We start from the raw sequence: 24,338 nt of genomic DNA, 5'->3' as shown, positions 1-24,338 counted from the left end.
GTCGGAGCCGGCGGTCGGAGCCGGCGGTCGTCTTCCGCCGGTCAGCGCCCGCCGGTCAGCGCCCGCCGGGCGCGGCGTCCAGCGCCTTCGCGGCCCGAGCCCGCGCCCCCGCCTCCGTCTCCCCGGCCGCGCCGCCGGTCTCCGGGACCCGGACCACATCGGCGACGACACAGGCGATGTTGTCGGGGCCGCCCGCGTCGTGCGCGAGGGCGATCAGGGCGTTCACGGTCTCGTCCGGGTCGGCGACGGTGGCGAGCGTGTGGTGGATCCGCTCCTCCGCCACGGCCGTGAACAGCCCGTCCGAGCAGAGCAGATACCGGTCCCCGGGCCGGGCCTCGTACAGCCGGAGATCCGGCCGGGAGGTGTGCTCGCCGCCGTCCAGGGCCTTCAGCAGCAGTGTCCGCTGCGGATGTGAGGCGGCCTCCTCCACGGTCAGCGAGCCCGCGTCGATCATCGACTGGACCACGGTGTGGTCATGGGTGATCCGGGAGAGCAGCCCGTCGCGCAGCAGCTGCACCCGGGTGTCCCCGATGTGCACGAGCGCCAGCCGGGAGCCGGTCCGCACCAGCGCGGTCAGCGTCGTGCCGGAGCCGTCCAGCGCGCCGATCGCCGAGTTGGCGCGCGCCACGGCGTCCTCCAGCGCGTTGAGCAGATCACCGGCGCGCGGCGGAGCGGAACCGGCCGGCTCCTTGAGCGCCTCGATCGCCGCCGCGCCCGCCGACGCGCCCAGATCGCCGAATCCGTCGGCGACGGCGAGCAGCCGGGAGTCGGCGTGGGCGAGGTCGTTGTTGGCGGTGCGGACGATCCCGCGGTCCGTGCGGGCGGCGTAGCGAATTCCGAGCGAGGTCATGGCGTCGGTTTCCTTCCCCGATGGCGGTGAGAGCTGATCGGCGAGGAAGTGCGCCAGATCCCGGCGGGCGGCGGTCTCCGCCTCCACCCGCGCCCAGTGGGCCCGTACGGCCCGGGCCGCGGCGGCCGGGTCCGGCTCGTGGAGATCGCAGATCTCATGGATGCCGACGATCGGCATCCCGATCCGCCGCAGCCAGGCCACCAGCCGGGCCCGCTCCAGCTGCGACCGCTCGTAGTACCGGTATCCGGTGTACGGGTCGACGTGCGCCGGGGGCAGCAGCCCCAGCTCGTCGTAGCGGCGCAGCGCCTTCGCGGTCAGCCTGGACGCCCGGGCGAACGCCCCGATCGTGAGCCGATCCATGGGTTCCCTCCTCGCACCGGGCGGTGGCCCGGCGGATTCGATGCTGGGCCTTCCCCGGGGAGGAAGGTCAACGGCCCGGCGTGAACCGCCCCCCGAGGGACCCGCCTTGAGCGCGGGCATCCGCGCCGGGCGGGCATACGGCGGCGGGCATACGGCGGCGGGCATACGGCGGCGGGCATACGGCGGCGGGCATACGGCGGCGGGCATACGGCGGCGGGCATACGGCGGCGGGCGTCCCCGGCCGGGCCCCAGGCCCGTCCGGCGGACGCCCGCCGTCTCCCCATGACCCCCGCGCACGGGGTCACTTGCGGTTGTAGAGCCGCATCGTCAAGGTCCCGAAGACCACCACGAAGAACGCGGACCAGCCCAGCGACCAGGCGATGTCCGCCGCCGGCCACTCGCCCGCCATCAGCTCGCGCACCCCGGTGGCGACATGGGTCACCGGGCTGTTGTTCACAAAGGCCTGGAGCCAGCCGGGCATGGTCTTCGGGTCGACGAAGACATTGCTCAGGAAGGTCAGCGGGAAGATGACCATCATGCTGACGCCCATCACCGACTTCTCGCTCCGCAGCAGCAGCCCGAACATCGTCCAGACCCAGGAGAAGGAGAACGCGAAGAGCACCAGCAGCAGCACGCCGAGCACCACGCCCACCGGCCCGCCGTCCGGCCGATAGCCGATGATCATGCCGACGGTCAGCATCACCACGGAGGCGATGACATACCGCACGACATCGCCGAGGAGATAGCCCACCATCGGCGCGGGCCGCCAGATCGGCAGGGTGCGGAACCGGTCGAAGACGCCCTTGCTGATGTCGGTGTTGACGGCGACGCCCGTGTACATCGTGATCATCACGACGCTCATGGTGAGGATGCCGGGCAGCAGGAACTGGATGTACTCGGTGGTCGACCCGGCCAGCGCGCCTCCGAAGAGGTACGTGTACATCAGCACCATCATGATCGGGAAGGCCGTCACATCGAAGAGCTGATCGGGCACATGCTTGATCTTCAGCATGGTGCGCCAGCCGAAGGTGAGGGACGCGGAGAGCGCGCTCGGCTTGGCCGGCCTCTCCTTGTTGACCAGCAGCGCGGCGAGATCCTCGGCCTTGGGGGCGTCGAGCTGGAGATCGTCGGACGCCTGGGCGGCCGTGGTGGTGGTCGCGGTGCTCATGCCGCCCCCTTCTTGTCGGTCAGGGCGAGGAAGACCTCGTCCAGGCTGGGCTGTCCCAGTGCGAAGTTGTCGACGGTGATGCCGGCGCGGGCCAGCTCGGCGAGGCCCCGGGCCGCCTGCTCGGCCGCGCCCTGCTCGGTGCCGTGGCCGTCGACCCGGGCGGTCAGGGCGACCGGGTCGGGGTCGAGCAGCACCTCGGACCGCAGCGCCGCGGCGAGCACCCGCTCGGCCTCGGGCCGCTGGGCGGCGTCGCGCAGCCGCAGATGGATAGCGCCCGAGCCGACCGACGCCTTCAGCTCGCCCTTGGTGCCCTCGGCGATCACCCGGCCGTGGTCGATGACCGCGATCCGGGAGGCGAGCTGATCGGCCTCGTCCAGATACTGCGTGGTCAGCAGCACGGTGGTGCCGTGGGCGACGACCGCGCGCACGATGTCCCACACCTGATTGCGGCTGCGCGGGTCGAGTCCCGTGGTCGGCTCGTCCAGGAAGAGCAGATCGGGCGTGTTGAGGATGGAGGCGGCGATGTCGATGCGCCGCCGCATGCCGCCCGAGTAGTTCTTCACCTGGCGGCCGGCGGCCTCGGTCAGCCCGAAGGCGTCGAGCAGCTGCTCGGCGCGCTGGGCGGAGGCCCGCTTGGAGTGCCCCAGGAGCCGTCCCAGCAGGATCAGATTCTCGGTGCCGGTGAGGTCCTCGTCCACCGAGGCGTACTGGCCGGTGAGGCTGATCCGGCCGCGGACCTCGGCCGCGTGCCGCTGGACGTCCTTGCCGAAGACCCGTGCCTCGCCGCCGTCCGGCCGCAGCAGGGTGGCGAGCATCTTCACGGTGGTGGTCTTGCCCGCGCCGTTGGGGCCGAGGACTCCGTAGACGGAGCCGGTGGGCACGGTGAGATCGACGCCGTCGACCGCCCGGTTCTCACCGAAGACCTTCACCAGGCCTCGGGTCTCGATTGCTGGTTCTGTACTCATTCAGCCAATTTTCCTTCGAACGGATCTTCGGTATTCACGTCGTGGTGGGTCGACTCCGCCCGTCGGCGAAACTCATCGGACCCGGAGCGGGCGATCTCGGCGCACCCGCGCGGGCGGCCGCCCCCGGGAGCGGCCGCGTGGTCGTCGCCCTCAGGAGACATAGGGCCGCACGGCGCGTGCCTCCCGCAGCGCGAGGCCCCACCAGCCGAGCTGGTCGAGCAGCAGCCGGACGGAGCTCTCCCGCTCCTCCCAGCCGTCTTCGAGGAGATTGAGGCCCACGGCGTTGCGGAGGGGCACGGTGTGCAGCTCGGTGAAGACCGAGCGCAGCTGCTCGACCGCGTACAGCCCCCGGGAGCCGTGGCCGTAGCTCACGAAGGCGACCGGCTTGGCCTGCCACTCGTCGTAGGCGTAGTCGATGGCCTGCTTGAGGGAGGCGGGGAAGGAACGATTGTACTCGGGGGTGACGACGACGAAGGCGTCCGCGCGGGCCACCCGGTCGGCGAAGTCGGACATATGTTCGGTAGGGCGGTCGGGATAGCGGGCGGGGAAGTCGAAGTCGATCAGATCGACGAGCGACAGCTCCAGCTCCGTCCGTCCGCCGGCCTCGGCGGTGAACCAGCGGGCGACCTCGCCGCCCGCGCGCCCCTCCCGCGTACTCCCCACGATGACGGCGACGCGCAGCGGCGGGCAGCGCTCCGGCGGCTCCGGCAGCTCCGGCCCGCCCGACCCGCCCGACCGGTTCGACCCGGCGGGTCCGGGCCGCCCGCCCGGTCCGGACCGCCCGTCGCTCCGCTCGCGCATCGCAACCGCCTCCCGCATCACAACCGCCCCCCGTCGCGGCGGGCTCCCCCGCCGTCATGGAGAAGGCGCGAGACCGTCTCGCGCGGCCGCCAGATTCGATCTCGCGACCGCGCGGGGAGGGGCTGCGGGGCGGGGCGCGGGCGTCTCCCGAGGGGCCCGGGGGCCGGGGCCTGGCTTCCCGGGCCCGGTCCGGCCCGGCTCAGGTCTCCCGGGTGTAGAAGGCGTAGAACGAGACCACCAGCATGGCCGCGGCGAAGAAGAGCCCCATCCCCACCGAGCGCAGCACGCTGGCCCCGGTCAGGCTGTGCAGAAAGCCGATCGCCACCCCGCACAGCGCGGCGTACGCGCCGGCGCGCAGCTCGCGCGGCAGGGCCCCCTGGATCCTGCCCAGCCCGAAGGCGAGCGCGATGAAGATCAGACCGGCGACCACTCCGTACAGGACGTCCCCCCAGCCGACGGCCTCGCCGGTGCGGCGGAGGAATCCCGCGTAGAAGCCGAAGAGTGCGCCCAGGGCGACCGGTATCGCCCAGCCGAGTGAACCGTGCGCCCGTGCGGGCGTCGTCGCGTGAACGGCCATGGCCGGGGCTCCTTCCTCTCGTCCTTCCTCCCAGGGCACACCCCGGGGAGGGCCCCGGCAACTCGGCGGGGTGGCTCCGCCCGCCCGGTCGGCGCACAGCGCTCGCGCCCGCGCCGGGGCGCGCGTTCCCTTGGAGACGTGCGGAGACTTCTCTCAGCGGTGTCGGCGGTGCTGATCGCGCTCGTGGCCGTGCTGACGCCGCTGAGCGTGCTCGCCGTATGGGCCGAGCGGGAGATCGGCGACACGGACGGCTATGTCACCGCCATGGCCCCGCTCGCCGGGGACGCGGCCGTCCGGGGCGCGGTCGCGGACCGGATCACCGACGAGGTGATGGGCCAGGTCGACGCGGGGCCGCTGACGGGGGGCGTACGGGACCTGGTGCGCGAGGCGGTGGTGTCGTTCGCCGGGACGGAGGCGTACCGGACCGCCTGGGACACGGTCAACCGGGCCGCGCACACCGCCGTGGAACAGTCGCTGACCAGCGACGAGGGGGACACCGCGAGTATCGATCTCGCACCCGTGAGCGAGCAGGTGAAACGGCAGCTGAGTCTGGAGGGGGTGCCGCTCGCGGACCAGATCCCGGTGGTGGGGACGAGCATCACGGTGGTGGAGTCCGGGCGGCTGGGGGCGGCCCGTGAGGTGTTCGACGCCCTTCAGGTCGCCGGGGTGTGGCTGCCGGCGGGGACGCTGCTGGTGGCCGCCGTCGCGCTGCCGCTCGCCCGGCGGAAGGCTCGCGCGCTGACCGGGCTGGGGCTGGCGTTCGCGGCGGGCGGGGCCCTGCTCTTCCTGACCGTGCTCCTCGGCCGCGCCCCGGCCCTCGCCGATCTGCCCCCCGATGTGGACCACCGGGCGGCCGGAGCGGTCTTCGACGCCCTCACCACGACCCTCCGCCAGGCCTCCGGATGGCTCGTCGCACTGGGCCTCGCCCTCGCCCTCACCGCCCTGCGCGCCCACCGCCGCGACGAGACCCGGAGCCCGGTCCCGGCCCTCCCGCCGGGGCCCGGGGAGGAGCCGCCGGGGCCGGAGGCGCGGATCGCGTCCGAGAAGGAGGAGGAGTGGGCGGCGGTGGAAGAGGAGGCGCGGTCTGCGGAAGGGTCGCTCCGGTACGGGGAGGAGCCGCCGGGGTCCGCGGGAGACCCGGGCCCGGCGCAGCCCGTGCGTCCCGCCCGTCCCACGGGTGACGCCTCGCCCACAAGCCGCTGAATCGATTCCGTACCCGCCCGGAGGAGCGGTCAGCGCATGGCGCGCGCCCTCCCCGGTGAGCCGCGCGAACTCCTCCGCGTCGTGCGAGGAGAAGATCCGGACCGCCCTCGGATTCGCCCGGAGCAGCTCCCGCAGCCGTTCCAGCCGGTCGAGCCGCTGCCCGTGGTCGGCGGCGGACATCCGCTGCCGCGGCGCCACCGCGCGCGGGCGGTGCGGCCGGTCCGGGTCGAGTTCGCCGTGGAAGCCGTACGCGTCTCCCGTGTGCAGCAGCCGGCGCCCGGCCGCTGGACGGCCGCGGCGCAGTGCCCCCGGGTGGGTCCGGGCAGCGGGATCAGCAGGACGTCGGGGGAGGGGTACGGCCCGGGTCGCGGCCCCGGAGCGGGGCCGCGACCGGAGGTCTCGGGAGGGGCCTTGGCCAGGGCATACGGCCGGGGCTGTTCCGGTTATGGCGAGTTGACGCCACGGCGGCAGGGGCCGGAACGATCGTGAGGGGAGCGACGTCATGTCAGTGAGGCGTCCCGGCCGGGGCTCCTCACCGACCAATCCGACCGACCGACCGGCCCGACCGGCCCGACCGGCTTGGCCGAGCGGCTCGACCGACCGATCCGACCGGCTCGACCAGCTCGACCAGCCCGACCTGTCTGACCTGTCTGACCTGTCTGACCTGTCTGACCTGTCCGACCGACCAGCCCGACCGGTTCGCCCGACCCGACCCGCCCGACCCATCTATCTGACCGACCCGACGCGACCGGTTCGAACCGGTGGGCGTCCACCTCACGCACGGAGGCAGTTTTGGACAGCGCGACCTCGACCGCGGCTCCGGCCGCCGGGCCGGAGGCCCCCGCGCGCCGCCCGGGCCGCAGCCGCGGCGCCGTCTCGCTCGGCGTGCTGCTGCTGATCGTGCCCACGGCGGTCGCGGCCTGCCGGGTCGCCGACGTCGACGCGATCACCCCCTTCCCCCAGCTGCTCGCCTTCCTCCCGTGGCTGCTGCTGCCCGCCGGAGCCGCGCTGCTGGTGGCGTTCCTGGGGCGCTGGCGGGCGGGGATGGCGTGGGCGGCGGCGGTGCTCGCGGTCACCGGCTGGTTCGTCCGGCCGTACGACACCGGTCTCGCCGACACCCCCTCCGGCCACGTGACGGCCCAGCTCGAAGTGCTCACCTCCAATGTGGAGTTCGGCCAGGCGGCCGACGGTCTGGTGGCGGCGGTCCGGCGCGAGAAGCCGGATCTGGTCTTCGTCCAGGAGTGCGCGGCCCGCTGCTCGGACGCGCTCGCCAAACGACTGCCCCGCGCCGACTATCCGTACCGCAATGTGGTCGAGGGCGAGATGGCCTCGGGATCGGCGATCCTCAGCAAGTACCCGCTGCGCGACACCCTGGGGATCGACAGCACCCTCGCGATGCCGGGCGCGGTCGCGGAGATAGCGGGCGAGGAAATCCACCTCCAGCTCGCGCACCCGCTGCCGCCCATCCCCGGCGGAGTGGACGCGTGGCAGCGCGAGCTGGGCCTGATGCGCGAGTACGCGGCGAAGGTGAAGGACGCCCCCGCCATCGTCGCCGGCGACTTCAACGCCACCCCGGACCACGCCGCCTTCCGCCGAATACTGGACGCGGGAGCCCTGCGCAACAGCGCCGACCTCGGCGGAGCCTCCCGCACCCCGTCCTGGCCGACGATGGTGGGCGCACCGCTGGGCGCCCAGATCGACCATGTGCTGGTGAGCCCGGAGTTCTCGGTCCGCGAGGCCCGCTTCCTGGAGCTGGGCGACACCGATCACCGCTCCCTGCTGGTCGGTCTGGACCTGCACGACGCCCGCTGACGCCCCTGGACCGACCGGATACGTCGCACCCGCCCCGGGCGGGAGGCGACTTGCCCCCGTACGCCCCGATGAGGCATGTGTGGACCATGGAGACCCGATCGGGACGACTGTCCCCACCCGAGTGGCTGCTCAACACGCTGCGCCCGCGCTCCGCCCCCGTCCCCTGGGCGGCGGTCGCCCGCGCCGGGCTGGCGCTCTCCGCGCCGCTCGCGGCGGGCATCGCGCTGGGCCGCCCGGAGTACGGGGCGCTGGTCTCCATGGGCGCGCTGAACGGGGTCATCGGCGACACCGCCGACGCCTACCGGATGCGGATCTTCAATATCGCGGTGCCCCAGCTCTTCGGAGCGATCGGAGTCACCCTCGGGACCCTGGTGTACGGGGACGGCCGGCTCGCGGTCCTGGTGCTGGGCCTGGTCGCGCTGGCCTCCGGAATGATCTCGTCGATCGGCGCGGTCGCCTCCGTCTCCGGACTGCTGCTCCTGCTCAACGCGGTGGTGGGCGCGGGCCTTCCGATGCCCCAGCCGCTGTGGATGCCCGCGCTGCTGCTCTCCCTCGGCGGGCTGCTCGTCCTGGTGCTCACCCTGCTGGGGTGGCCGCTGCGCGGCCGGATGCCGGAACGGGCGGCGGTGGCCGGCGCGTACCGCAGCGTCGCCGAACTCCTGGCGGCGGCGGGCACACCCGAGTACGGCGTGAGACGCCAGGCCGTCACCGACTCGCTCAACAACGCCTATGACCTGATTCTCGCCCTGCGCACCCGGGACCACGGCCGGCGCAGCCCGCTGGTGCGGCTGCTGGCCCAGCTCAATGTGCTGATCCCGCTGCTGGAGGCGGCCGCGGCGGCGCATCTGTACGGCAGGGCGTCCCGCCGCCCGCCGATCGCCGCCGCCGTCCGGGACATGGCGGACGCGGTCGCCGTGCGCGGGGGCCGGGAGATCGTCGATCTGTCGGGGCTGCCCGAGCCGGAGGGCCCGGCGGACCGGGCCGTGGACACGGCGCTGCGGCACGCGGCGGCCGTGGTGCACCATCCGGACCTCGATCCCTACCAGGGGGACGACGCCCTCGGCCGTCCGGCGGCGCTGCGGGTCCGGTTCCGGACGACGGCCCGGGCCGTGCTGCTCTCGGGAGCGTCCTGGCGGTACGGCGTACGGCTGGCGCTCTGCGTGGGGCTCGCGCAGGCGCTGGTCTCCCTGGTGGAGGTGCCCCGTTCGTACTGGGTCGCGCTCACGGTCACCTTCGTCATGAAGCCCGACTTCGGCTCGGTGTTCTCCCGCGCGGTGCTGCGCGCGCTCGGCACGGCGGCCGGTCTGCTGATCGCCGCCCCCGTTCTCGCCGCCCTGCCGCGCGGCTGGTGGGACATCCCGGTGATGGCGCTGCTCGCGGCGCTGATCCCCTGGTTCTCCGCCAAGGGGTACGCCTTCCAGACGGCGGCGATCACCCCGGTGATCCTGCTGCTCTCGGACACGCTCAACCACGAGGGCTTCGATCTGGTGCTGCCCCGGCTGATGGACAGTCTGATCGGCTGCGCCATCGCGCTGATCGCCGGGTATCTGCTCTGGCCGGAGAGCTGGCACACCCGGATCGGCGACCGGCTGGCCACGGCGGTGGACGAGATCGCCGGGTATGTGGGCTGCGCCTTCGACGCGGAGGCGGACCCGGGGGAGCAGGTGCGCGGCCGCCGCCGGATCTACCGGGAACTCTCCTCGGTGCGCTCCGAGTTCCAGCGGGCGCTGACGGAGCCGCCGCCGACGGGAGCGCGGGCGGCGGCCTGGTGGCCCCTGGTGGTCGCGGTCGAACGGATCGTGGACGCCACCACGGCGGCCAGGGTCCGTGTCACCCACGGCGCGAGCCCGCCCTCCCCCGACGAGGTGTCCGGCGTCGAGCGGGAGCTGCGCGAGCTGGCGGTGAATCTGCGCAGCAGCGATGTGCTGGTGGAGGTGCGCACGGCGCTGGAGGGCGATGAGGACGGCGTCCTCGCCCCGCTCCGCCGCGAGGTGACGGCCGCCCGGGCGATCGCCTCCCCGGCGGGGCGGGAGCGGTGACCTCCCGCGGGGGTCACCGCCCGGGGGTTCCCCGCCGGGGCGGGCGGGCTGCGGCCGGCCGGGCGCGGTCACAGGTCACCGGTCACCGGTCACCGGTCGCGCGCGGCGTCCGCCGTCAGGCAGGGCCTACTCGGGGCGTCCACCGCCGGATGTCGTCACCCGCACCCATGCCCACACCCACGCCATGCCCACGCGCCGGATCGGCTGTTCGGGATCCGGAAACACGACGTACGCGCGGCGATCCGGTCCGGGGGGAACGTGGTGAGGCCGGTCGCGAAGTGTGTGGGTAGCCGGAACATTCCCCATCAGCCTCTCACCCTCCGGTATAACGTGGACACGTTCCGTGAGGCATGGAGTTGCGGGGGTGACCACCGTGCGACAGACCAGCGGCGGCGAGGACGGCGAGGGCCGGCCGGACCACGGCGCGCCAGGACGAGGAGCGGGACCCGGCGGCGGGCGCACCGGCCCCGGGAGCCGCGACGAAGAGGAGACCCCGGAGCCCCGGCGGCGTTCCTGGATCCGCCGTCATGGGCCCGAGTCACTGCTCGGCGCGCTGATCGTGGCCGTCGCGGCGGCCCTCGTGCCGCTGCTCGTCTCCACGCTGCTGGAGGGCGACGACTCCTCGGCGTCCGGCAAGCCGTCGACCTCGGCGGTGGACTCCGTCTCCGCCTCCGCCGACACCCCTCCCTCCTGCAAGGGCGAGACCTGCGACGGACTCGACCCCGAGAAGGCCGGCTGCACCCGGGGCACGGTGACGCTGCGGGACGACTGGGCGGGTCTGATGCGTCTGGAGATCCGCTACAACCCCCGGTGCGAGACGGTGTGGGCCAAGCTGACCGGAGCCCGGCCCGGCGACACGGTGTCGATCACCACCTCGCCGGGGCGGCGGCAGTCGACGTCGGTGGAGTGGGGCAGGACCCAGTACACCTCGATGCTCGCCGCGTCCCGCGCCGACTTCTCGGCGCAGGCCACCGCGGTCTCGGTCAAGGGCGTCCCGGAGCAGGAGATCCCGAAGGGGTACGAGCTGCGCATCGGAGCGAACGCGAGCCATCTGCCGTCCCCGGCTCCGACCGCCGCCCGCACCTCGTCCTGACCGCCCTGACCGGCCGGGCCGCCCTGACCGGCCGGACCGACGGCACCGCCGCCGGGCCGGACGGCGTGCGGCTCACTGGCCCGTGCGCTGCTGGAGCCGTTCCAGATCCCTGCGGTCGCGCTTGGTGGGGCGGCCCGCGCCCCGGTCGCGCACCGCCGCCGGGGCGGTGAACTCCTTCGGCGGGGGCGGCGGGCTGTGGTCGACGTAGCACTGGACCGCGACCGGCGCGCCCACCCGTTTGCGGACGATCCGGGAGACGACCACCACACGCTCACGGCCCGCGTGGAAGAGCCGTACCTGATCGCCCGCGTGCAGGGTGTGCGCGGGCTTGACCCGGGCGCCGTTGACCCGGACATGGCCTGCCTTGCACGCCGCCGCGGCCTGCGAGCGGGTCTTGGTCAGCCGGACCGACCACATCCAGGCGTCGACCCGTACCGACCCTTCTGCCCCTTCGGTATCCATGCGTCCGACTCTACGGCTCCGCCGCCGCCGGCACCGGAGAGATTTCCGGCGCCGACGGCGGCGTGAGCGGGAGTACGACTTGGGCGGGCCGGGCCCGTCGAGCCGGGTCGGATCAGGTCGATCAGGGCCGGATCAGGTCGACCGGGGCCGGGCCGGGGTCAGACGCCGATGGGGCCGCCGTCCTTGCGCCAGACCGCGACGACGGACGGGCGCACCAGCCGGCCCGGTCCGTCGGGCCAGGTGCTCGCGGGCTTCTCCACCGTGGCCCCGTCGACCTCGCCCGGGTGCTGCACGGCGACCAGGACGCGCCGGTCCTGGATGACCGGGCCGCAGGTCTCGGCCCCGGTCGGGACGGTGAGGAACTGCTTCAGCTCCCCGCGCCGCTCACCGTGGACGGCGACCCCGAACAGCCCGTCATGGGTGCCGAGCTTGTTGCCGTCGGTGGAGATCCACAGATTGCCGTGCGGGTCGAACGCCACATTGTCCGGGCAGGAGATCGGGCTGACCCGCTCCTTCGGGAAGCCCGCGAAGTAGGTGGACGGGTCCTTGGGGTCGCCCGCGACCAGGAAGAGCCGCCAGGCGAAGCCGTCGCCCGCCGGGTCGTCCCAGTTCTCCGCGAGTTCCAGGATCTGGCCGTGCTTGTTGCCGTTGCGCGGATTGGACTCGTCCGCGCCCGGCTTGCCGGGCTTGCCCCGGTCGGTGTTGTTGGTGAGCGCCACATACACCCGGCCGGTGCGCGGCGAGGGCTCGACGTCCTCGGGGCGGTCCATCTTGGTCGCGCCGACCTTGTCCCCCGCGATCCGGGTGAAGACATAGACCTCGTCGGCGGTCATCCCCGGGACATGGGAGACGTCGCCGGTGGCGAGCGGGATCCAGACGCCGGAGCCGTCGAACTCGCCGTCGTTCGGCAGCTTTCCGGTGCCGTCGACGTCCTGGGGGCTGTCGCCGCTCAGCTTGGCGACGTACAGCGTGCCCTCGTCCAGCAGCGTGCGGTTGTGCTCCCGGGCGGCCCGGGAGTTCCCCTGCTTCATCCGCTTGGACGAGACGAACTTGTAGAAGTAGTCGAAACGCTCGTCGTCGCCCATGTAGACGACGGGACGGCCGTCGGCGGTCAGCCGGGGCTGGGCGGCCTCGTGCTTGAAGCGGCCGAGCGCGGTGCGCTTGCGGGGCGTGAAGTCGGGGTCGTACGGGTCCAGCTCGACCACCCAGCCGAAGCGGTGGGACTCGTTCGGCTCGCGCGCCACGTCGAAGCGCCGGTCGAACCGCTCCCACTTGCGCTCGGTGGGCCCGTCGGCGATGCCGTAGCGCTTGTCGGTCTCGCTCGTGCCGTTGGCGAAGTACTGGTTGAAGTTCTCCTCGCCGTGGAGCGTGGTGCCCCAGGGGGTGGTGCCGCCCGCGCAGTTGTTGAGCGTGCCGCGCACCCGTACGCCGCTGCGGTCGGCGGAGGTCCGCAACAGCGGGCTGCCCGCGGCCGGGCCGGTGACCTCGAAGAGGCTGGTCGCCGTGAGCCGGCGGTTGAGGTGGTGGCGGGTGACGGGGGTGAGCCTGCCGTTGCCGCGCTCCTCCTGGACCACGACGACGGAGAGCCCGTGCGCGGCCCAGGCGATCTCGACCTGCTCGCGGGTCGGGTTCTCCGGGTCGTAGTTCCGGAACATCAGCATCTCGTCGGTGTACTCGTGGTTGGCGACGAGGACTTGCCGGCCGCGCTCGCCCCGCAGGGGGAGGAGGGAGAGGAAGTCGTTGTTGTAGCCGAACTGGCCCGCCTGGGCCTTGGCGCTCTGCCGGTCCGCCTTGAAGGCGGGCGCGCCGCGCAGGATCGGGTCGCCCCAGCGGATGACCACGTTCTGGCCGTAGCCGGTGGGGATGGTGACCTTGTCGCGCACGTTCGGGGCGACCGGGGCGAAGCGCAGACCGCGCGCTCCGTCGGTCCGGCCGTGGCCGCCGCGCCGGTCGGGCAGGGCGGCGGGGGCGGCGTGCGCCTGGCCGCCGCCGCCCGACGCCGCCACGGCCGCGGTCCCGGCGGCGGCCGCCACCGTCACCACGGCGGTGGCCCGCACCATCGACCGGCGGGAGAGGGCCCCGGCGATGATGTCGCCCGCGTACTCGTTGTCGCTGGTGTTCGGCACCTCCTGGAAACAGGCGTCGCCACAGCGGTAGCGGCAGGTCAGCGCCGAACGTCCGCCCGCGTGCGGCTTGGTGCTCAAGAGCGGCAGCAGTCTGCGCACTTTGTCCTCCTCCGGCGCACACCGCGCCGACAGTCTGTCGGAATCTCTCCGGGCCCGACGTTAGGGGGGAAGCCGTGCGCGGCGGCGGACACCGAGTGAACGGCCGATGAACCCGGGGAGTGGGGCGGGGATTACCGGCCAGGGGCCGGCCGGGGCGGACGGCGCGGCGGCGGGTCGTGAACACGCCGTGGACGACTCGTGGGCACGGCGCGGACAGTGCGCCGCCGGGCCGCCCCCGCAGGGGTGCGCGCCAGGTGGCGGCTAACCTTACGTGTCCGCCCTGGCCAGGACATATCACGGACAACCTGGCCCAAAAGCGGAGGAATACTCCACCCAACTCATGCGAAAGGCCTCGCACATGGGCATTCGGAGCCTGCTGCGCAAGATGTTCGGTCGCGATCGTTCGGAGCCCAGCGAGTCGGCGGCCGCACCCTCCGTACCGCCCCAGTCCGAACGCACGGAACCGGCCACCACCACCACGACGGAGCCGGCCGTCACTCCCACCGTCCCGCCGCCGGCCGAGGCCGAGGCAGAGGTCACGACGAAGGCGGAGGCCGAGATCGAGGCCGAGGCCCCGGCGAAGGTGCCGGCGACGTCGGCGCCGACGCCGACGCCGACGCCCGAGGTGCGGGCGACGGATCTGGTGTCGGCCGCGTTCGACAACCCCCAGTCCCGCCCGCAGACGGCCACGGTGCCGTCCCAGACGCGCACCGAACCGGAACCGGAATCGAAGTCGAAGTCGAAGTCGGAACCGGAATCGGAACCGGAGTCCGCCGCGGTCGCCGGGACGGCGTCGGAGAAGGAGCCCGCCCCGGCGGAGCCGAAGCCCGAGGCGGCCGTGACGGTCGTCGACCGGGACGCGGACAAGGACGCGGACACGGACACGGACACGAGTGCGGACGCTGTCGCGGAGACGGAGACCGTCACGAAGGCCGTCGCCGAGCCGGAGCCGCAGTCGGAGCCCGCCGCGTCGGGCGAGGCCGCGCAGCCCGCCGCCCCGGCCGAGGCGATCGAGCCCCCGGCGGCCCCGGAGCCGGACCGGGCCCAGGACACTGCCCCGGCCCCCGTCACCGTCGCGGAGGAGCCCCCGGCGGCGACGCCCGCGGCCCAGGAAGACCCCGTCGTGGCCGACGAGCCCGCCGAGACCCCGGCGGCCGCTCCGGCGCAGGAGCCGGAGCAGGTCGACGCCGCCCCCGCGCCGGTGGCCACTCCGGACGAGATCCCGGCCGCCGCCGAGACCGAGCCGTTCACCACCGTCACCGCCGTCACCGCCGTCGCCGACGAACCGGCCGCTGCCGATGCGGGGTCCGGGTCCGTGGCAGAGCCCGCGACTGCCGAGACCGCTTCCGAGCCGGTCGCCGAGACCGTCGCCGAGGTAGAGGTCCCGGACACCGCCCCCGACACCGACGCCCCCAAGGCCGAGGCGCCCGCCGAACCGGTCATCGAGACCGCCGACGCGACGCCCGCGGCCCAGGAAGACCCCGTCGCGACCACCACCGAACCCACCGAGACCCCGGCCGTCGAGCCGGTGGCCGCCCCCGACGAGACCCCGCTCGCGGAGACGGTCGAACCGGTCACCGCCGTCGCCGACCCGGTCGAGGAGCCCGTGGCCCTGGAAGACCCCGTCGTGGCCGCCGCCGAAACGACCGAACCGACCGAACCGACCGAGACCCCGGCGGCCCCCGAGGCGAACGCGGCAACGGCCCTGGACACCCCCGACACGGCCCCGGTCGCCGAACGGGAAGAGCCCGCGGCTGCCGAGACCTCTCCCGAGCCGGTCGCCGAGACCGTCGCCGAGGTCGAGGTCCCGGACACCGCCCCCGACACCGAAGCCCCCCAGGCCGAGGCGCCCGCCGAGCCGGTCACCCCCGTCGCCGACGCGGTCGAGGAGCCCGTGGCCCTGGAAGACCCCGTCGTGGCCGCCGCCGAAACGACCGAACCGACCGAGACCCCGGCGGCCCCCGAGCCGGTCGCCGAGACCGTCGCCGAGGTCGAGGTCCCGGACGCCGAAGCCCCCCAGGCCGAGGCACCCGCCGAACCGGTCACCCCGGCCGCCCCGGCCGCCGCCCCTGTGGCCGCCGCCCCGGAGAAGGCCGCCGAGGCCGAGACCCGCGTCACCACCCACCACACCGCCGCGCGGGACGCGGTGGCGCGGGCCGGGCTCGGGGAGGCGCGGGCGCGGGTCTATCTCGTACTGGACCGGTCCGGATCGATGCGGCCGTACTTCAAGGACGGCAGCGCGCAGCGCCTCGGGGAGCGGACCCTCGCCCTCGCCGCGCAGCTCCAGGACGACCCGAAGGTCACCGTGGTGTTCTTCTCGACGGAGATCGACGGAACCGGAGAGCTGACCCCGGAGACGTACGAGGGCCGGATCGACGAGCTGCACGGCTCGCTCGGGCGGATGGGGCGGACCAACTACCACCTCGCCGTCGAGGAGGTCCTCTCCCTCCACGCGGCCTCCGCCCCCGGGGCCCCCGCGCTGGTCGTCTTCCAGACCGACGGCGCTCCCGAGTCCAAGACCGCCGCCACCGCCGCGCTGACGGCCGCGGCGGCCTCGAACCGGAACGTCTTCTGGCAGTTCGTCGCGTTCGGTGAGCACGACGCGAAGGCGTTCGACTACCTCCGCAAGCTCTCCGCCGACAACGCCGCCTTCTTCCACGCCGGGCCGGCGCCCAGCGACCTGTCCGACGACGCGTTCTACGACGGGGTGCTCACGACCTGGCGGCCGTGAGGGACACCGGCAGCGACACGGTGACGGTCAGGCCGCCCTCCGGGCCCGGCCCGGCCGTCACCCCGCCGTCGTGGGCCAGCGCGATCGAGCGCACGATCGAGAGCCCCAGCCCCGCGCCGGCCCCCATCCGGTCCCGCCCCTCGCCCCGCCGGAACGGCTCGAAGAGCGCCGGAATCTCCTCCTCCGGGATCACCGGCCCGGTGTTCTCGACCGTCAGCACCCCGTCCTCGACCCGGACGGAGACGGTCCCTCCCGGCACGTTGTAGGCCACCGCGTTCGCCACCAGATTGCCCACCAGCCGGTCCAGCAGCGGCCGGTTGCCCCGGACCAGCGAGCACCCGGTCACCTCGGCGGTCACCGAGTGCCGCCGGGCCTCCTCCACCGCGACCTCGCCCAGATCGACGTCGTCGCGCCGCTCCAGTCCCCGCTCCCCGCGCGCCAGCGTCAGCAGGCCCTCGATGAGCCGCTCGCTGTGGCGATTGCTCTCCAGCAGGATCTCCCGGGTGGCCGCCACCTCCGCCTCGGCGCACCCCTCGGCCAGCCCCACCTGGATCGCGGTGCGCTGGGTGGCCAGCGGGGTCCGCAGCTCGTGCGAGGCGTTGGCGATGAAGCGCCGCTGGCTGTCGAAGGCCTTCTCCAGCCGTGCCAGCAGCGCGTCCAGGGTGTCCCCCAGCTCCTTCAGCTCGTCGTCCGGCCCGCTCGCGGAGATCCGCTCGTGCAGCGTCCGCTCCGACAGCTTCCGGGCCTTCGCCGTCATCGCGTGCACCGGACGCAGCAGCCGTCCCGCGATCCACCACCCCACCAGCACCGCGAACAGGGCCGTGACCAGCAGCGCGGTGAAGGACCAGAAGAGCAGGATCTCGGAGGCGGCGTCGCTGACATGGCCGGTGATCAAGGACGCGCTGAGCTGCTCGGCGTCCTCCCCGTATCCGGCCGCCGGCTCCGGGAACGACTGCCGGGCGATCTCCGCCGCCTTGGACTCCGTGGCGTCGGTGGAGAGCAGATAGACCACCCCGAGCAGCACGCCGCCCAGGATCATGAAGACCGCCCCGTAGACCAGGGCGATCCGGATCCGGATGGTGGATCCGGGCCCCAGCCGCCCGGGCCCCATGTGCACGGCCCGCCCCGGCCGCGCCGCCCCCACCGCCCCGGAGTCCAGCAAAGCTCCGGAGCCTCCGGAGCCTCCAGAGCCGCCGGAGCCCCCGACCACCCCTGACGCCCCCACCGCCCCCGCACCCCCATCGCTCACAGCGCGTACCCCACGCCCTGCACCGTACGGATCAGCGCCGGCTCCCCCAGCTTCCCCCGCAACTTGCTCATACAGACCCGCACCGCCCCCGTGAACGGGTCCGCGTGCGCGTCCCACGCCCGCTCCAGCAGCTCCTCCGCCGAGACCGCGGCCCCGTCCGCCTCCAGCAGGATCTGGAGCACGGAGAACTCCTTGGGCGACAGCTCCAGCCCCCGCCCGTCCCGCTCGGCCAGCCTGCGCACACTGTCCAGCCGCACCCCGCACCGCTCCAGCAGCGGCGGCACCGGCCGGGCGCTGCGCCGCCGCAGCGCGCGGACCCGGGAGACCAGCTCGGGGAAGTCGAAGGGCTTGCCCAGATAGTCGTCGGCCCCCAGGTCGAGCCCCTCCACCCGGTCCTCCGCGGCCGCCGAGGCGGTCAGCATCAGAATCCGGGTGCGCGCGGCGGCGGCGACCAGGGTGCGCGCCACCTCGTCGCCGTGGACCCCCGGCAGATCGCGGTCGAGGACGACCACGTCGTAGTCGTACAGCTCCAGCCGGACGAGCGCGTCGTCCCCGCCGTGGACGGTGTCCACGGCGAATCCGGCCCGCCGCAGACCGGTGGCGACCAGCTCGGCCAGGACCCGTTCGTCCTCGGCGACCAGTACTCGCATGGCGTTCTCTCCTCCCGCCCGCCGCGTCCGGCGGGTCACCCCAGGTCCCCATACCTACGCCATACGGTGTTTCGCCGGGATCTCCGCCCGGCCCGGCCCGCGCATATCGCGGTGAGAAGGGCATCCCCGGGCCAGTAGGATTTCGCCATGGCGGCCACTGGATCCGAGAAGCAGGGGGCGGCGGCGTACTACGTCTCGACCCCCATTTACTACGTCAACGACGCTCCTCACCTGGGCCACGCCTACACGACCGTCGCAGGCGACGTGCTCACCCGCTGGCACCGTCAGCGCGGCGAGAAGGTGTGGTACCTCACCGGCACGGACGAGCACGGTCAGAAGATCATGCGCACTGCCGAGGCGAACGGAGTCACTCCCCAGGAGTGGTGCGACAAGCTCGTGGAAGAGGCGTGGAAGCCCCTCTGGGAGCATTTGAACATCGCGAACGACGATTTCATCCGCACCACCGAGAAGCGGCACACGGACCGGGTGAAGGAATTCGTCCAGGATCTCCACGACAAGGGCGAGATCTACAAGGGCGGATACGAGGGCCCGTACTGCGTGGGCTGTGAGGAGTACAAACTCCCCGGCGATCTGATCGACGGCGAGGGCGAGTACGCCGGGCAGAAGCTCTGCCCCATTCACAAGAAGCCGGTGGAACTCCTCAAGGAGGAGAACTACTTCTTCAAGCTGAGCGCGTACGGTCCCAAGCTGCTGGAGCTGTACGAGGCCGACCCCGGCTTCATCCAGCCCGAGTCGGCCCGCAACGAGGTCGTGAACTTCGTCAAGCAGGGCCTTCAGGACCTGTCGATCTCCCGGTCCACCTTCGACTGGGGCGTGAAGGTGCCGTGGGACGAGAAGCACGTGATCTACGTGTGGATCGACGCGCTGCTCAATTACGCCACCGCCGTCGGCTACAACGAGAACCCGGCGAAGTTCGACGAGACCTTCCCCGCCAATGTGCATCTCGTGGGCAAGGACATTCTGCGCTTCCACGCGATCATCTGGCCGGCGATGCTGATGGCGAACGGGCTGCCGGTGCCCGGCCGCGTCGCCGCCAACGGCTGGCTGATGGTCGGCGGCGAGAAGATGTCGAAGTCGAATCTGACCGGCATCAAGCCGCAGGATCTGACCTCGCACTTCGGCGTCGACGCCTATCGCTGGTACTTCCTGCGCGCGATCGCGTTCGGGCAGGACGGCTCCTTCTCGTGGGAGGACTTCACCGCCCGCTACACCAGCGAGCTGGCGAACGACTACGGCAATCTCGCCTCCCGGGTCGCCGCGATGGTCGGCAAGTACTTCGGCGGCGCGCTGCCGGAGGCGACCGCGTCCGGCGACGCCGAGACGGCGGTGCGGGAGGGTCTGGCGCAGGCCGCCGCGACGGCGGACCGGAAGATCGGCGACGAGCTGGACTTCCAGGGCGGCATCCTGGCGATCTTCGACTTCGTGAAGCAGGTCAACGGCTATCTGACCGAGCAGGAGCCGTGGAAGGTCGCCAAGGACGACTCCCCGGAGGGTCAGGCCCGGCTGGCGACCATCCTCTACACGGCCGCCGAGGCGCTGCGCGGTGTCGCGGTGCTGCTGAACTCGGTGATGCCGGAGACCTCGCAGGCGCTGTGGGACTCGCTGGGCGCTGACGCCGCGCTCGGCGCGCTCGCCGACCAGCGGGTGCAGGACGCCGGGACCTGGGGTCTGCTGCCGGCGGGCTCGACGGTCACCAAGGGCGCGGTGCTCTTCCCGCGTCTCGAGGAGAAGAAGGACCAGTAGGTCCCCGCGGACGGCCACGACACGGGCCGCCGGCTCCCCGAGGGGAGCCGGCGGCCCGTGCGCGTACCGGCAGCGGCGCCTGTCCGTCCCGGCGACGGCGCGCCGGGGCCGGGCGCGCACCCGCCGCGCGTGTCCGTGCCGTACCGCCCGTGCGCGTACCGTACGGGCCGACGCGGGTGCGGGCCGGCGGCCCGGGCGCGTGCCGAACGGGCCGCTCAGCGGGCCAGCGTCGCCTCGGGCCCCATCGCCACCACCGGGCGCGCCCGCGGGTCCAGGCGCTTCAGCAGTTCGGCGACCCGGGGTCTGGCCAGCCCCACGCAGCCCTGTGTCGCGCCGCCGTGGTCCACGTGGATCCAAATGCCGCCGCCCTTCGCCTCGCCGAGCGGGCGCGTCCAGTCCAGCGGGGTCCGGCCGGGCTCGCGGTTGTAGTTGACCGCGACCACGTGGTCGAACGCGCCCTCCAGGGACTCCCCGTCGAAGTTGCGCCCCTGGGCGGTGAACGCCGGACCCCGGTCGTACGGCAGCTCGGTGCCCGGGTCGGCCAGCCGGCCGCCCGCGTCGGTGAGTCCGTACACCCCGCTCGGGGTGCGCAGATCGCCCAGTCGGTGATCGTCGGTCCAGCCCTTCAGACCGTTGCGGGCGGGCCAGGGGCCGACGGCGCGCCGCCAGCCGCCGTCCGCGCCGCGTTCGTAGAGCGCCGCCGTGCCGCGGTTGGCGTCGGCCCCGCCGCCGGTCACCACGAAGACCTGGCGGGTACGGGAGTCGATCTTCGCCCGGGTCTTCGGTCCGAGGCCGGGGATCTCGCGCGGCGTCTCGGGCCGGGCCTCCTGCGACCGCGCCCCGGCGGGGGTCGCGGTCGCCGGGGCCTTGGCGTCGGCGGCGGGCCCGGCGTCCGCGGCGCAGCCGGTGAGGAGCGCGCCGAGAGCGAGCGCGGCCACGGGAAGGGCCGGGGCCCGGCCGGCGCGCGCGGAGGCACGGACCGGGACGCGGGTGCCGACGCGGGCACAGATACGGAGACGGGTACGGACAAGGACGCCGATACGGGTCATCGAGGGGCCTTTCACCGCGAGGCGCGGGGGCGCTGCTGCTCGGCCAGTTCGGCCGGCAGGGGGGCGGCGGGCGCGGGCAGGTCGGAGAACCCGGCGCTGTCGAGGATCTGCTGTGCCGTCTTGAGGGTCTTCTCGGAGACGCCACCGGCGACGCAGACGGTGAAGGCGGTCCGCGGGTCCGGGGCCTTGACCTGGCGCGAGACGGAGCCGCCGACCAGCTCGCAGAAGCCGTTCACGGCGGAGACCGGGTTCGGGCCGCGGACGGCGGCGTCCGTCGTCTTCTGTCCGGCGCTCAGTCTGATCAGCACATCGCCCGGCCCCAGCTTCTTCACCGGGGCGCAGTCGATGGGCTTGGCGGATCCGCAGGGACGGACGAAGCCGGTGAACTTCTGGGTGCCCGCGAATCCGAGCGCGGGCGACTTCAGGGCGGCGTCGGCCGGCACGGCCACCACACCCCAGGAGCGGGGCAGGGCGATCTCCACGCCCCCCAGCCCCGGGAAGCCCACGGAGCTGACGTTCCCGTCCAGGGGCGCGGGGGAGGGCGTGGCGTGGGCGGGGGGCCCCGACTCGCGCACGGGGGCCGACGCGGCGGGCGGGACCGGCCCCGGGCTCTCGTTCCGCAGCGCGGCGGGCAGCACCGTCGTCCCGGCGACCGCCAGCGCGCTCACGGTGAGCACGGCCGCCCCGGTCCTGCGCCGTCGGCGGCGCAGGACCCGCAGCCGTACCTCCCGCAGCCGTCCCTCCGGCGCGGCGAGCCTCGGCGTCGCCCGCTCCAGCAGGACGCGCAGCTCCTCCTCGCCGTGGTCAGCAGGCTTGCGCATGAAGATCACTCCCATACCTCCGGTGCTCCGGGAGCAGCTCCCGCAGGGTGCGCAGGGCCTTGGCCGACTGGCTCTTCACGGTGCCCGGCGCACAGCCGAGGGTGGCCGCGGTCTCCTCGACGCTCAGATCCTCGAAAAAGCGCAGCACCACGACCGCGCGCTGCCGCACCGGGAGCGCCCTGACGGCGGCGGCGAGCGACTGTTCCAGATCGACACTGGCGTACGCGTCCCGGGAGGCGGTCGTGTCCGGCAGTTCGCCGTGCGGCAGCTCGCCGCGCCAGCGTCTGCGCCACCAGGAGGCGTGGGTGTGCACCAGGGCCTTGCGGATGTACGCCTCGGGATGGTCCTCGGCGATCTTGCGCCACTTGGGCCAGACCTTCGCCAGCACGGTCTGGAGCAGATCCTCCGCGAGGTGCGCGTCGCCCGTGAGCAGCCAGGCCATCCTCAGCAGGCGCGGGCCGCGCGCGGCGACGAACGCCTCGAAGTCGCCTTCGTCTGCCCCGGAGCCCATCTCGCCGATCCCGTCCTCGAATTCCGTCGTCCACGCCAGTGGAACGCTCCGGGTCCGGGTTCTGGTTGCCCCGGGGCGGTGACCGGCGCGAGAGGGCCCGGTACGCGATGGCGTACCGGGCCCTCTCGGCGGTGGATCGGCTGCGGTGGATCGGCTGCGCGGGACGACGCCCGGCGCGGGGCGCACGGCGCACAGGCGGCGCGGGGCGCGTCCCGGCCGGCTATTCGGCCGGCTTGGCCACCGGCTTCCGCAGCTGGATGTTCAGCTCGCGCAGCCGGGTCTCGTCCAGCTCGGACGGCGCGCCCATCATCAGGTCCTGCGCGTTGCCGTTGAGCGGGAAGGCGATGGTCTCGCGGATGTTGGGCTCGTCGGCGAGCAGCATCACGATGCGGTCGACGCCCGGGGCGATGCCGCCGTGCGGCGGGGCGCCGAGGCGGAAGGCGCGGAGCATGCCCGCGAACTCCTGCTCGACGGTCTCGCGCTCGTACCCGGCGATCTCGAAGGCGCGGAGCATGATCTCGGGCTCGTGGTTCCGGATCGCGCCGGAGGACAGCTCGATGCCGTTGCAGACGATGTCGTACTGCCAGGCCAGGATGTCCAGCGGGTCCTTCTCCTCCAGGTCCCGCATCCCGCCCTGCGGCATGGAGAAGGGGTTGTGAGAGAAGTCGATCTTGCCGGTCTCCTCGTCCCGCTCGTACATCGGGAAGTCGACGATCCAGCAGAAGCGGAACTCGCCGTCGACGAAGTGGCCGGCGCGCTTGGCGGCCTCGACGCGGACCCCGCCCATGATCTTGGAGACCTCGTCGAACTCGCCCGCGCCGAAGAAGACGCCGTGCCCGGCGGCCAGGCCCAGACGCTCGGTGAGGACCTTGACGTCGTCCTCGGTGAGGAACTTGGCGATCGGGCCGGTGAGCGAACCGTCCTCGGCCACCCGGACCCAGGCCAGGCCCTTCGCGCCGAGCGAGACGGCGAAGTCGCCGAGGCCGTCGAAGAACTTCCGGGACTGGCCCGCGACGTCCGGCACCGGCAGCGCGCGCACGTGCTTGCCCGCGAACGCCTTGAACTCCGAGCCCTCGAAGACGTCGGTGATGTCGACCAGCTCCAGCTCGGCCCGCAGATCCGGCTTGTCGCTGCCGTACTTCAGCATCGACTCGCGGAACGGGATGCGCGGGAACGGCGAGGTGACGTGGCGGCCGCCGCCGAACTCCTCGAACAGCTCGGTCATGAGCTTCTCGATCGGCCGGAAGACGTCCTCCTGCTCGACGAAGCTCATCTCGACGTCGAGCTGGTAGAACTCGCCGGGCGAGCGGTCGGCGCGGGCGTCCTCGTCGCGGAAGCAGGGCGCGATCTGGAAGTAGCGGTCGAAGCCGGAGATCATCAGCAGCTGCTTGAACTGCTGCGGGGCCTGCGGCAGCGCGTAGAACTTGCCCGGGTTCAGCCGGGAGGGGACCACGAAGTCCCGGGCGCCCTCGGGGGAGGTCGCGGCCAGGATCGGGGTCGCCATCTCGTTGAAGCCGAGGGCGGTCATCTTGTGCCGGATCGCGGAGATCACGGCGGTGCGCAGCATGATGTTGCGGTGCATGCGCTCACGGCGCAGGTCGAGGAAGCGGTACTCCAGCCGTCGCTCCTCGTTGACCCCGTCATCCGTGTTGATGGTGAACGGGATCTGGGCGGCCGCGCCCAGCACCTCGACGTCGGAGACCTCGATCTCGATCTCACCGGTGGGCAGCTCGGGGTTGACGTTGTCCGCGCCCCGGCTGACGACCGAGCCGTCGATCCGGACGACGGTCTCCTTGGTCAGGTGGCTCAGCGCCTCGTTGGCGGCGGTGCCGGGCCGGGCGACCAGCTGGGTGATGCCGTAGTGGTCGCGCAGATCGATGAAGAGGATGCCGCCCAGGTCTCGGCGATTGTGCAGCCAGCCGCTCAGCCGGACGTCGGTGGAGACGTCAGAGGCGCGGAGCTCGCCGCACGTGTGTGACCTGTACCGATGCATCGTCGTTCATCCAGT

At 73.3% G+C, this 24,338-nt stretch carries 19 protein-coding genes; 6 read left to right on the top strand and 13 right to left on the bottom strand.

What is annotated here, in order from left to right:
- Nucleotides 1-55: 55 nt before the first annotated feature.
- From ACF089_RS18905 to ACF089_RS18885, 5 genes are all read right to left on the bottom strand, one after another.
- Nucleotides 56-1,210 (bottom strand): MerR family transcriptional regulator, encoded by a 1,155-nt coding sequence (locus tag ACF089_RS18905; protein ID WP_392027769.1) that lies wholly within the window; start codon nucleotides 1,208-1,210, stop codon nucleotides 56-58.
- Nucleotides 1,211-1,511: 301 nt separating this feature from the next.
- Nucleotides 1,512-2,378: an ABC transporter permease gene (locus ACF089_RS18900; protein WP_392027766.1), complete on the bottom strand. Its 867-nt coding sequence runs from the start codon at nucleotides 2,376-2,378 to the stop codon at nucleotides 1,512-1,514.
- Nucleotides 2,375-3,343: an ATP-binding cassette domain-containing protein gene (locus ACF089_RS18895; RefSeq protein ID WP_392027763.1), complete on the bottom strand. Its 969-nt coding sequence runs from the start codon at nucleotides 3,341-3,343 to the stop codon at nucleotides 2,375-2,377. Before ACF089_RS18895 ends, ACF089_RS18900 begins: the two co-directional genes overlap by 4 nt.
- 150 nt (nucleotides 3,344-3,493) lie before the next feature.
- Nucleotides 3,494-4,144: an NADPH-dependent FMN reductase gene (locus ACF089_RS18890; RefSeq protein WP_392027761.1), complete on the bottom strand. Its 651-nt coding sequence runs from the start codon at nucleotides 4,142-4,144 to the stop codon at nucleotides 3,494-3,496.
- A 199-nt stretch (nucleotides 4,145-4,343) separates the two neighbouring features.
- Nucleotides 4,344-4,721 carry a hypothetical protein gene (locus tag ACF089_RS18885; protein WP_392027759.1) on the bottom strand — a complete coding sequence of 126 codons (378 nt, stop codon included), beginning with the start codon at nucleotides 4,719-4,721 and terminating at the stop codon, nucleotides 4,344-4,346.
- Nucleotides 4,722-4,859: 138 nt separating this feature from the next.
- On the opposite strand from ACF089_RS18885, the gene ACF089_RS18880 reads away from it, so the two are divergent.
- The 4 genes from ACF089_RS18880 to ACF089_RS18865 all read left to right on the top strand — a co-directional run bounded on the left by ACF089_RS18880 (nucleotide 4,860) and on the right by ACF089_RS18865 (nucleotide 10,868).
- Nucleotides 4,860-5,924: a hypothetical protein gene (locus ACF089_RS18880; RefSeq protein WP_392027756.1), complete on the top strand. Its 1,065-nt coding sequence runs from the start codon at nucleotides 4,860-4,862 to the stop codon at nucleotides 5,922-5,924.
- A gap of 792 nt (nucleotides 5,925-6,716) precedes the next feature.
- Nucleotides 6,717-7,736, top strand: a complete 1,020-nt coding sequence (locus tag ACF089_RS18875) for an endonuclease/exonuclease/phosphatase family protein (RefSeq protein WP_392027753.1) — start codon at nucleotides 6,717-6,719, stop codon at nucleotides 7,734-7,736.
- Nucleotides 7,737-7,822: 86 nt separating this feature from the next.
- Complete coding sequence (locus tag ACF089_RS18870) at nucleotides 7,823-9,775, top strand: FUSC family protein (RefSeq protein WP_392027750.1); 1,953 nt, start codon at nucleotides 7,823-7,825, stop codon at nucleotides 9,773-9,775.
- Nucleotides 9,776-10,139: 364 nt separating this feature from the next.
- Nucleotides 10,140-10,868 carry a DUF2690 domain-containing protein gene (locus ACF089_RS18865; protein ID WP_392027747.1) on the top strand — a complete coding sequence of 243 codons (729 nt, stop codon included), beginning with the start codon at nucleotides 10,140-10,142 and terminating at the stop codon, nucleotides 10,866-10,868.
- Between the two features lie 72 nt (nucleotides 10,869-10,940).
- On the opposite strand, the gene ACF089_RS18860 is transcribed toward ACF089_RS18865, so the two are convergent.
- Both ACF089_RS18860 and ACF089_RS18855 read right to left on the bottom strand, forming a co-directional pair.
- Nucleotides 10,941-11,330: an RNA-binding S4 domain-containing protein gene (locus ACF089_RS18860; protein ID WP_392027744.1), complete on the bottom strand. Its 390-nt coding sequence runs from the start codon at nucleotides 11,328-11,330 to the stop codon at nucleotides 10,941-10,943.
- A 158-nt stretch (nucleotides 11,331-11,488) separates the two neighbouring features.
- On the bottom strand, nucleotides 11,489-13,555 hold the full coding sequence (locus ACF089_RS18855) for a PhoX family protein (RefSeq protein WP_392027741.1): 2,067 nt from the start codon (nucleotides 13,553-13,555) through the stop codon (nucleotides 11,489-11,491).
- A 358-nt stretch (nucleotides 13,556-13,913) separates the two neighbouring features.
- Here ACF089_RS18855 and ACF089_RS18850 point away from each other — a divergent pair, with 358 nt between their 5' ends.
- Nucleotides 13,914-16,286, top strand: a complete 2,373-nt coding sequence (locus ACF089_RS18850) for a VWA domain-containing protein (protein WP_392027738.1) — start codon at nucleotides 13,914-13,916, stop codon at nucleotides 16,284-16,286.
- On the opposite strand, the gene ACF089_RS18845 is transcribed toward ACF089_RS18850, so the two are convergent.
- Entirely contained in the window at nucleotides 16,267-17,397 is a 1,131-nt protein-coding gene (locus ACF089_RS18845; RefSeq protein ID WP_392028169.1) for a sensor histidine kinase, read from the bottom strand. The genes ACF089_RS18850 and ACF089_RS18845 overlap by 20 nt on opposite strands.
- A gap of 134 nt (nucleotides 17,398-17,531) precedes the next feature.
- Entirely contained in the window at nucleotides 17,532-18,185 is a 654-nt protein-coding gene (locus ACF089_RS18840) for a response regulator transcription factor (protein WP_392027735.1), read from the bottom strand.
- A gap of 147 nt (nucleotides 18,186-18,332) precedes the next feature.
- On the opposite strand from ACF089_RS18840, the gene metG reads away from it, so the two are divergent.
- The gene (gene metG, locus ACF089_RS18835; RefSeq protein WP_392027732.1) at nucleotides 18,333-19,949 is read left to right on the top strand and encodes a methionine--tRNA ligase; all 1,617 of its coding nucleotides are present in this window, start codon (nucleotides 18,333-18,335) and stop codon (nucleotides 19,947-19,949) included.
- A gap of 215 nt (nucleotides 19,950-20,164) precedes the next feature.
- Here the strand turns inward: metG and ACF089_RS18830 are convergent, their stop codons facing one another.
- The 4 genes from ACF089_RS18830 to aspS all read right to left on the bottom strand — a co-directional run bounded on the left by ACF089_RS18830 (nucleotide 20,165) and on the right by aspS (nucleotide 24,323).
- Nucleotides 20,165-20,887, bottom strand: coding sequence for a L,D-transpeptidase family protein (locus tag ACF089_RS18830; RefSeq protein ID WP_392027729.1), 723 nt, complete (start codon nucleotides 20,885-20,887; stop codon nucleotides 20,165-20,167).
- Between the two features lie 122 nt (nucleotides 20,888-21,009).
- Complete coding sequence (locus ACF089_RS18825) at nucleotides 21,010-21,819, bottom strand: hypothetical protein (protein WP_392027726.1); 810 nt, start codon at nucleotides 21,817-21,819, stop codon at nucleotides 21,010-21,012.
- Nucleotides 21,803-22,330, bottom strand: a complete 528-nt coding sequence (locus ACF089_RS18820) for a SigE family RNA polymerase sigma factor (protein WP_392027724.1) — start codon at nucleotides 22,328-22,330, stop codon at nucleotides 21,803-21,805. The genes ACF089_RS18825 and ACF089_RS18820 overlap by 17 nt, the downstream gene beginning before the upstream one ends.
- Before the next feature lie 220 nt (nucleotides 22,331-22,550).
- Complete coding sequence (aspS, locus tag ACF089_RS18815; protein WP_392027721.1) at nucleotides 22,551-24,323, bottom strand: aspartate--tRNA ligase; 1,773 nt, start codon at nucleotides 24,321-24,323, stop codon at nucleotides 22,551-22,553.
- Nucleotides 24,324-24,338: the final 15 nt, after the last annotated feature.

The sequence above is a fragment of the Streptomyces sp. NPDC014894 genome, assembly GCF_043080985.1.
Classification (GTDB): Bacteria; Actinomycetota; Actinomycetes; order Streptomycetales; family Streptomycetaceae; genus Streptomyces.
The sequence above is the reverse complement of the archived record's forward strand: the minus strand, read 5'-3'. Positions and strand labels throughout refer to the sequence as shown.

Excerpts from the sequence above, each read along its gene's own strand:
- ACF089_RS18825 (WP_392027726.1), bottom strand. The coding sequence starts at position 21,819 with ATGCGCAAGCCTGCTGACCACGGCGAGGAGGAGCTGCGCGTCCTGCTG.
- ACF089_RS18840 (WP_392027735.1), bottom strand. The coding sequence starts at position 18,185 with ATGCGAGTACTGGTCGCCGAGGACGAACGGGTCCTGGCCGAGCTGGTC.
- ACF089_RS18885 (WP_392027759.1), bottom strand. The coding sequence starts at position 4,721 with ATGGCCGTTCACGCGACGACGCCCGCACGGGCGCACGGTTCACTCGGC.
- ACF089_RS18905 (WP_392027769.1), bottom strand. The coding sequence starts at position 1,210 with ATGGATCGGCTCACGATCGGGGCGTTCGCCCGGGCGTCCAGGCTGACC.
- ACF089_RS18900 (WP_392027766.1), bottom strand. The coding sequence starts at position 2,378 with ATGAGCACCGCGACCACCACCACGGCCGCCCAGGCGTCCGACGATCTC.
- metG (WP_392027732.1), top strand. The coding sequence starts at position 18,333 with ATGGCGGCCACTGGATCCGAGAAGCAGGGGGCGGCGGCGTACTACGTC.
- ACF089_RS18895 (WP_392027763.1), bottom strand. The coding sequence starts at position 3,343 with ATGAGTACAGAACCAGCAATCGAGACCCGAGGCCTGGTGAAGGTCTTC.
- ACF089_RS18820 (WP_392027724.1), bottom strand. The coding sequence starts at position 22,330 with ATGGGCTCCGGGGCAGACGAAGGCGACTTCGAGGCGTTCGTCGCCGCG.
- ACF089_RS18845 (WP_392028169.1), bottom strand. The coding sequence starts at position 17,397 with ATGGGGCCCGGGCGGCTGGGGCCCGGATCCACCATCCGGATCCGGATC.
- aspS (WP_392027721.1), bottom strand. The coding sequence starts at position 24,323 with ATGCATCGGTACAGGTCACACACGTGCGGCGAGCTCCGCGCCTCTGAC.
- ACF089_RS18870 (WP_392027750.1), top strand. The coding sequence starts at position 7,823 with ATGGAGACCCGATCGGGACGACTGTCCCCACCCGAGTGGCTGCTCAAC.
- ACF089_RS18890 (WP_392027761.1), bottom strand. The coding sequence starts at position 4,144 with ATGCGCGAGCGGAGCGACGGGCGGTCCGGACCGGGCGGGCGGCCCGGA.
- ACF089_RS18860 (WP_392027744.1), bottom strand. The coding sequence starts at position 11,330 with ATGGATACCGAAGGGGCAGAAGGGTCGGTACGGGTCGACGCCTGGATG.
- ACF089_RS18850 (WP_392027738.1), top strand. The coding sequence starts at position 13,914 with ATGGGCATTCGGAGCCTGCTGCGCAAGATGTTCGGTCGCGATCGTTCG.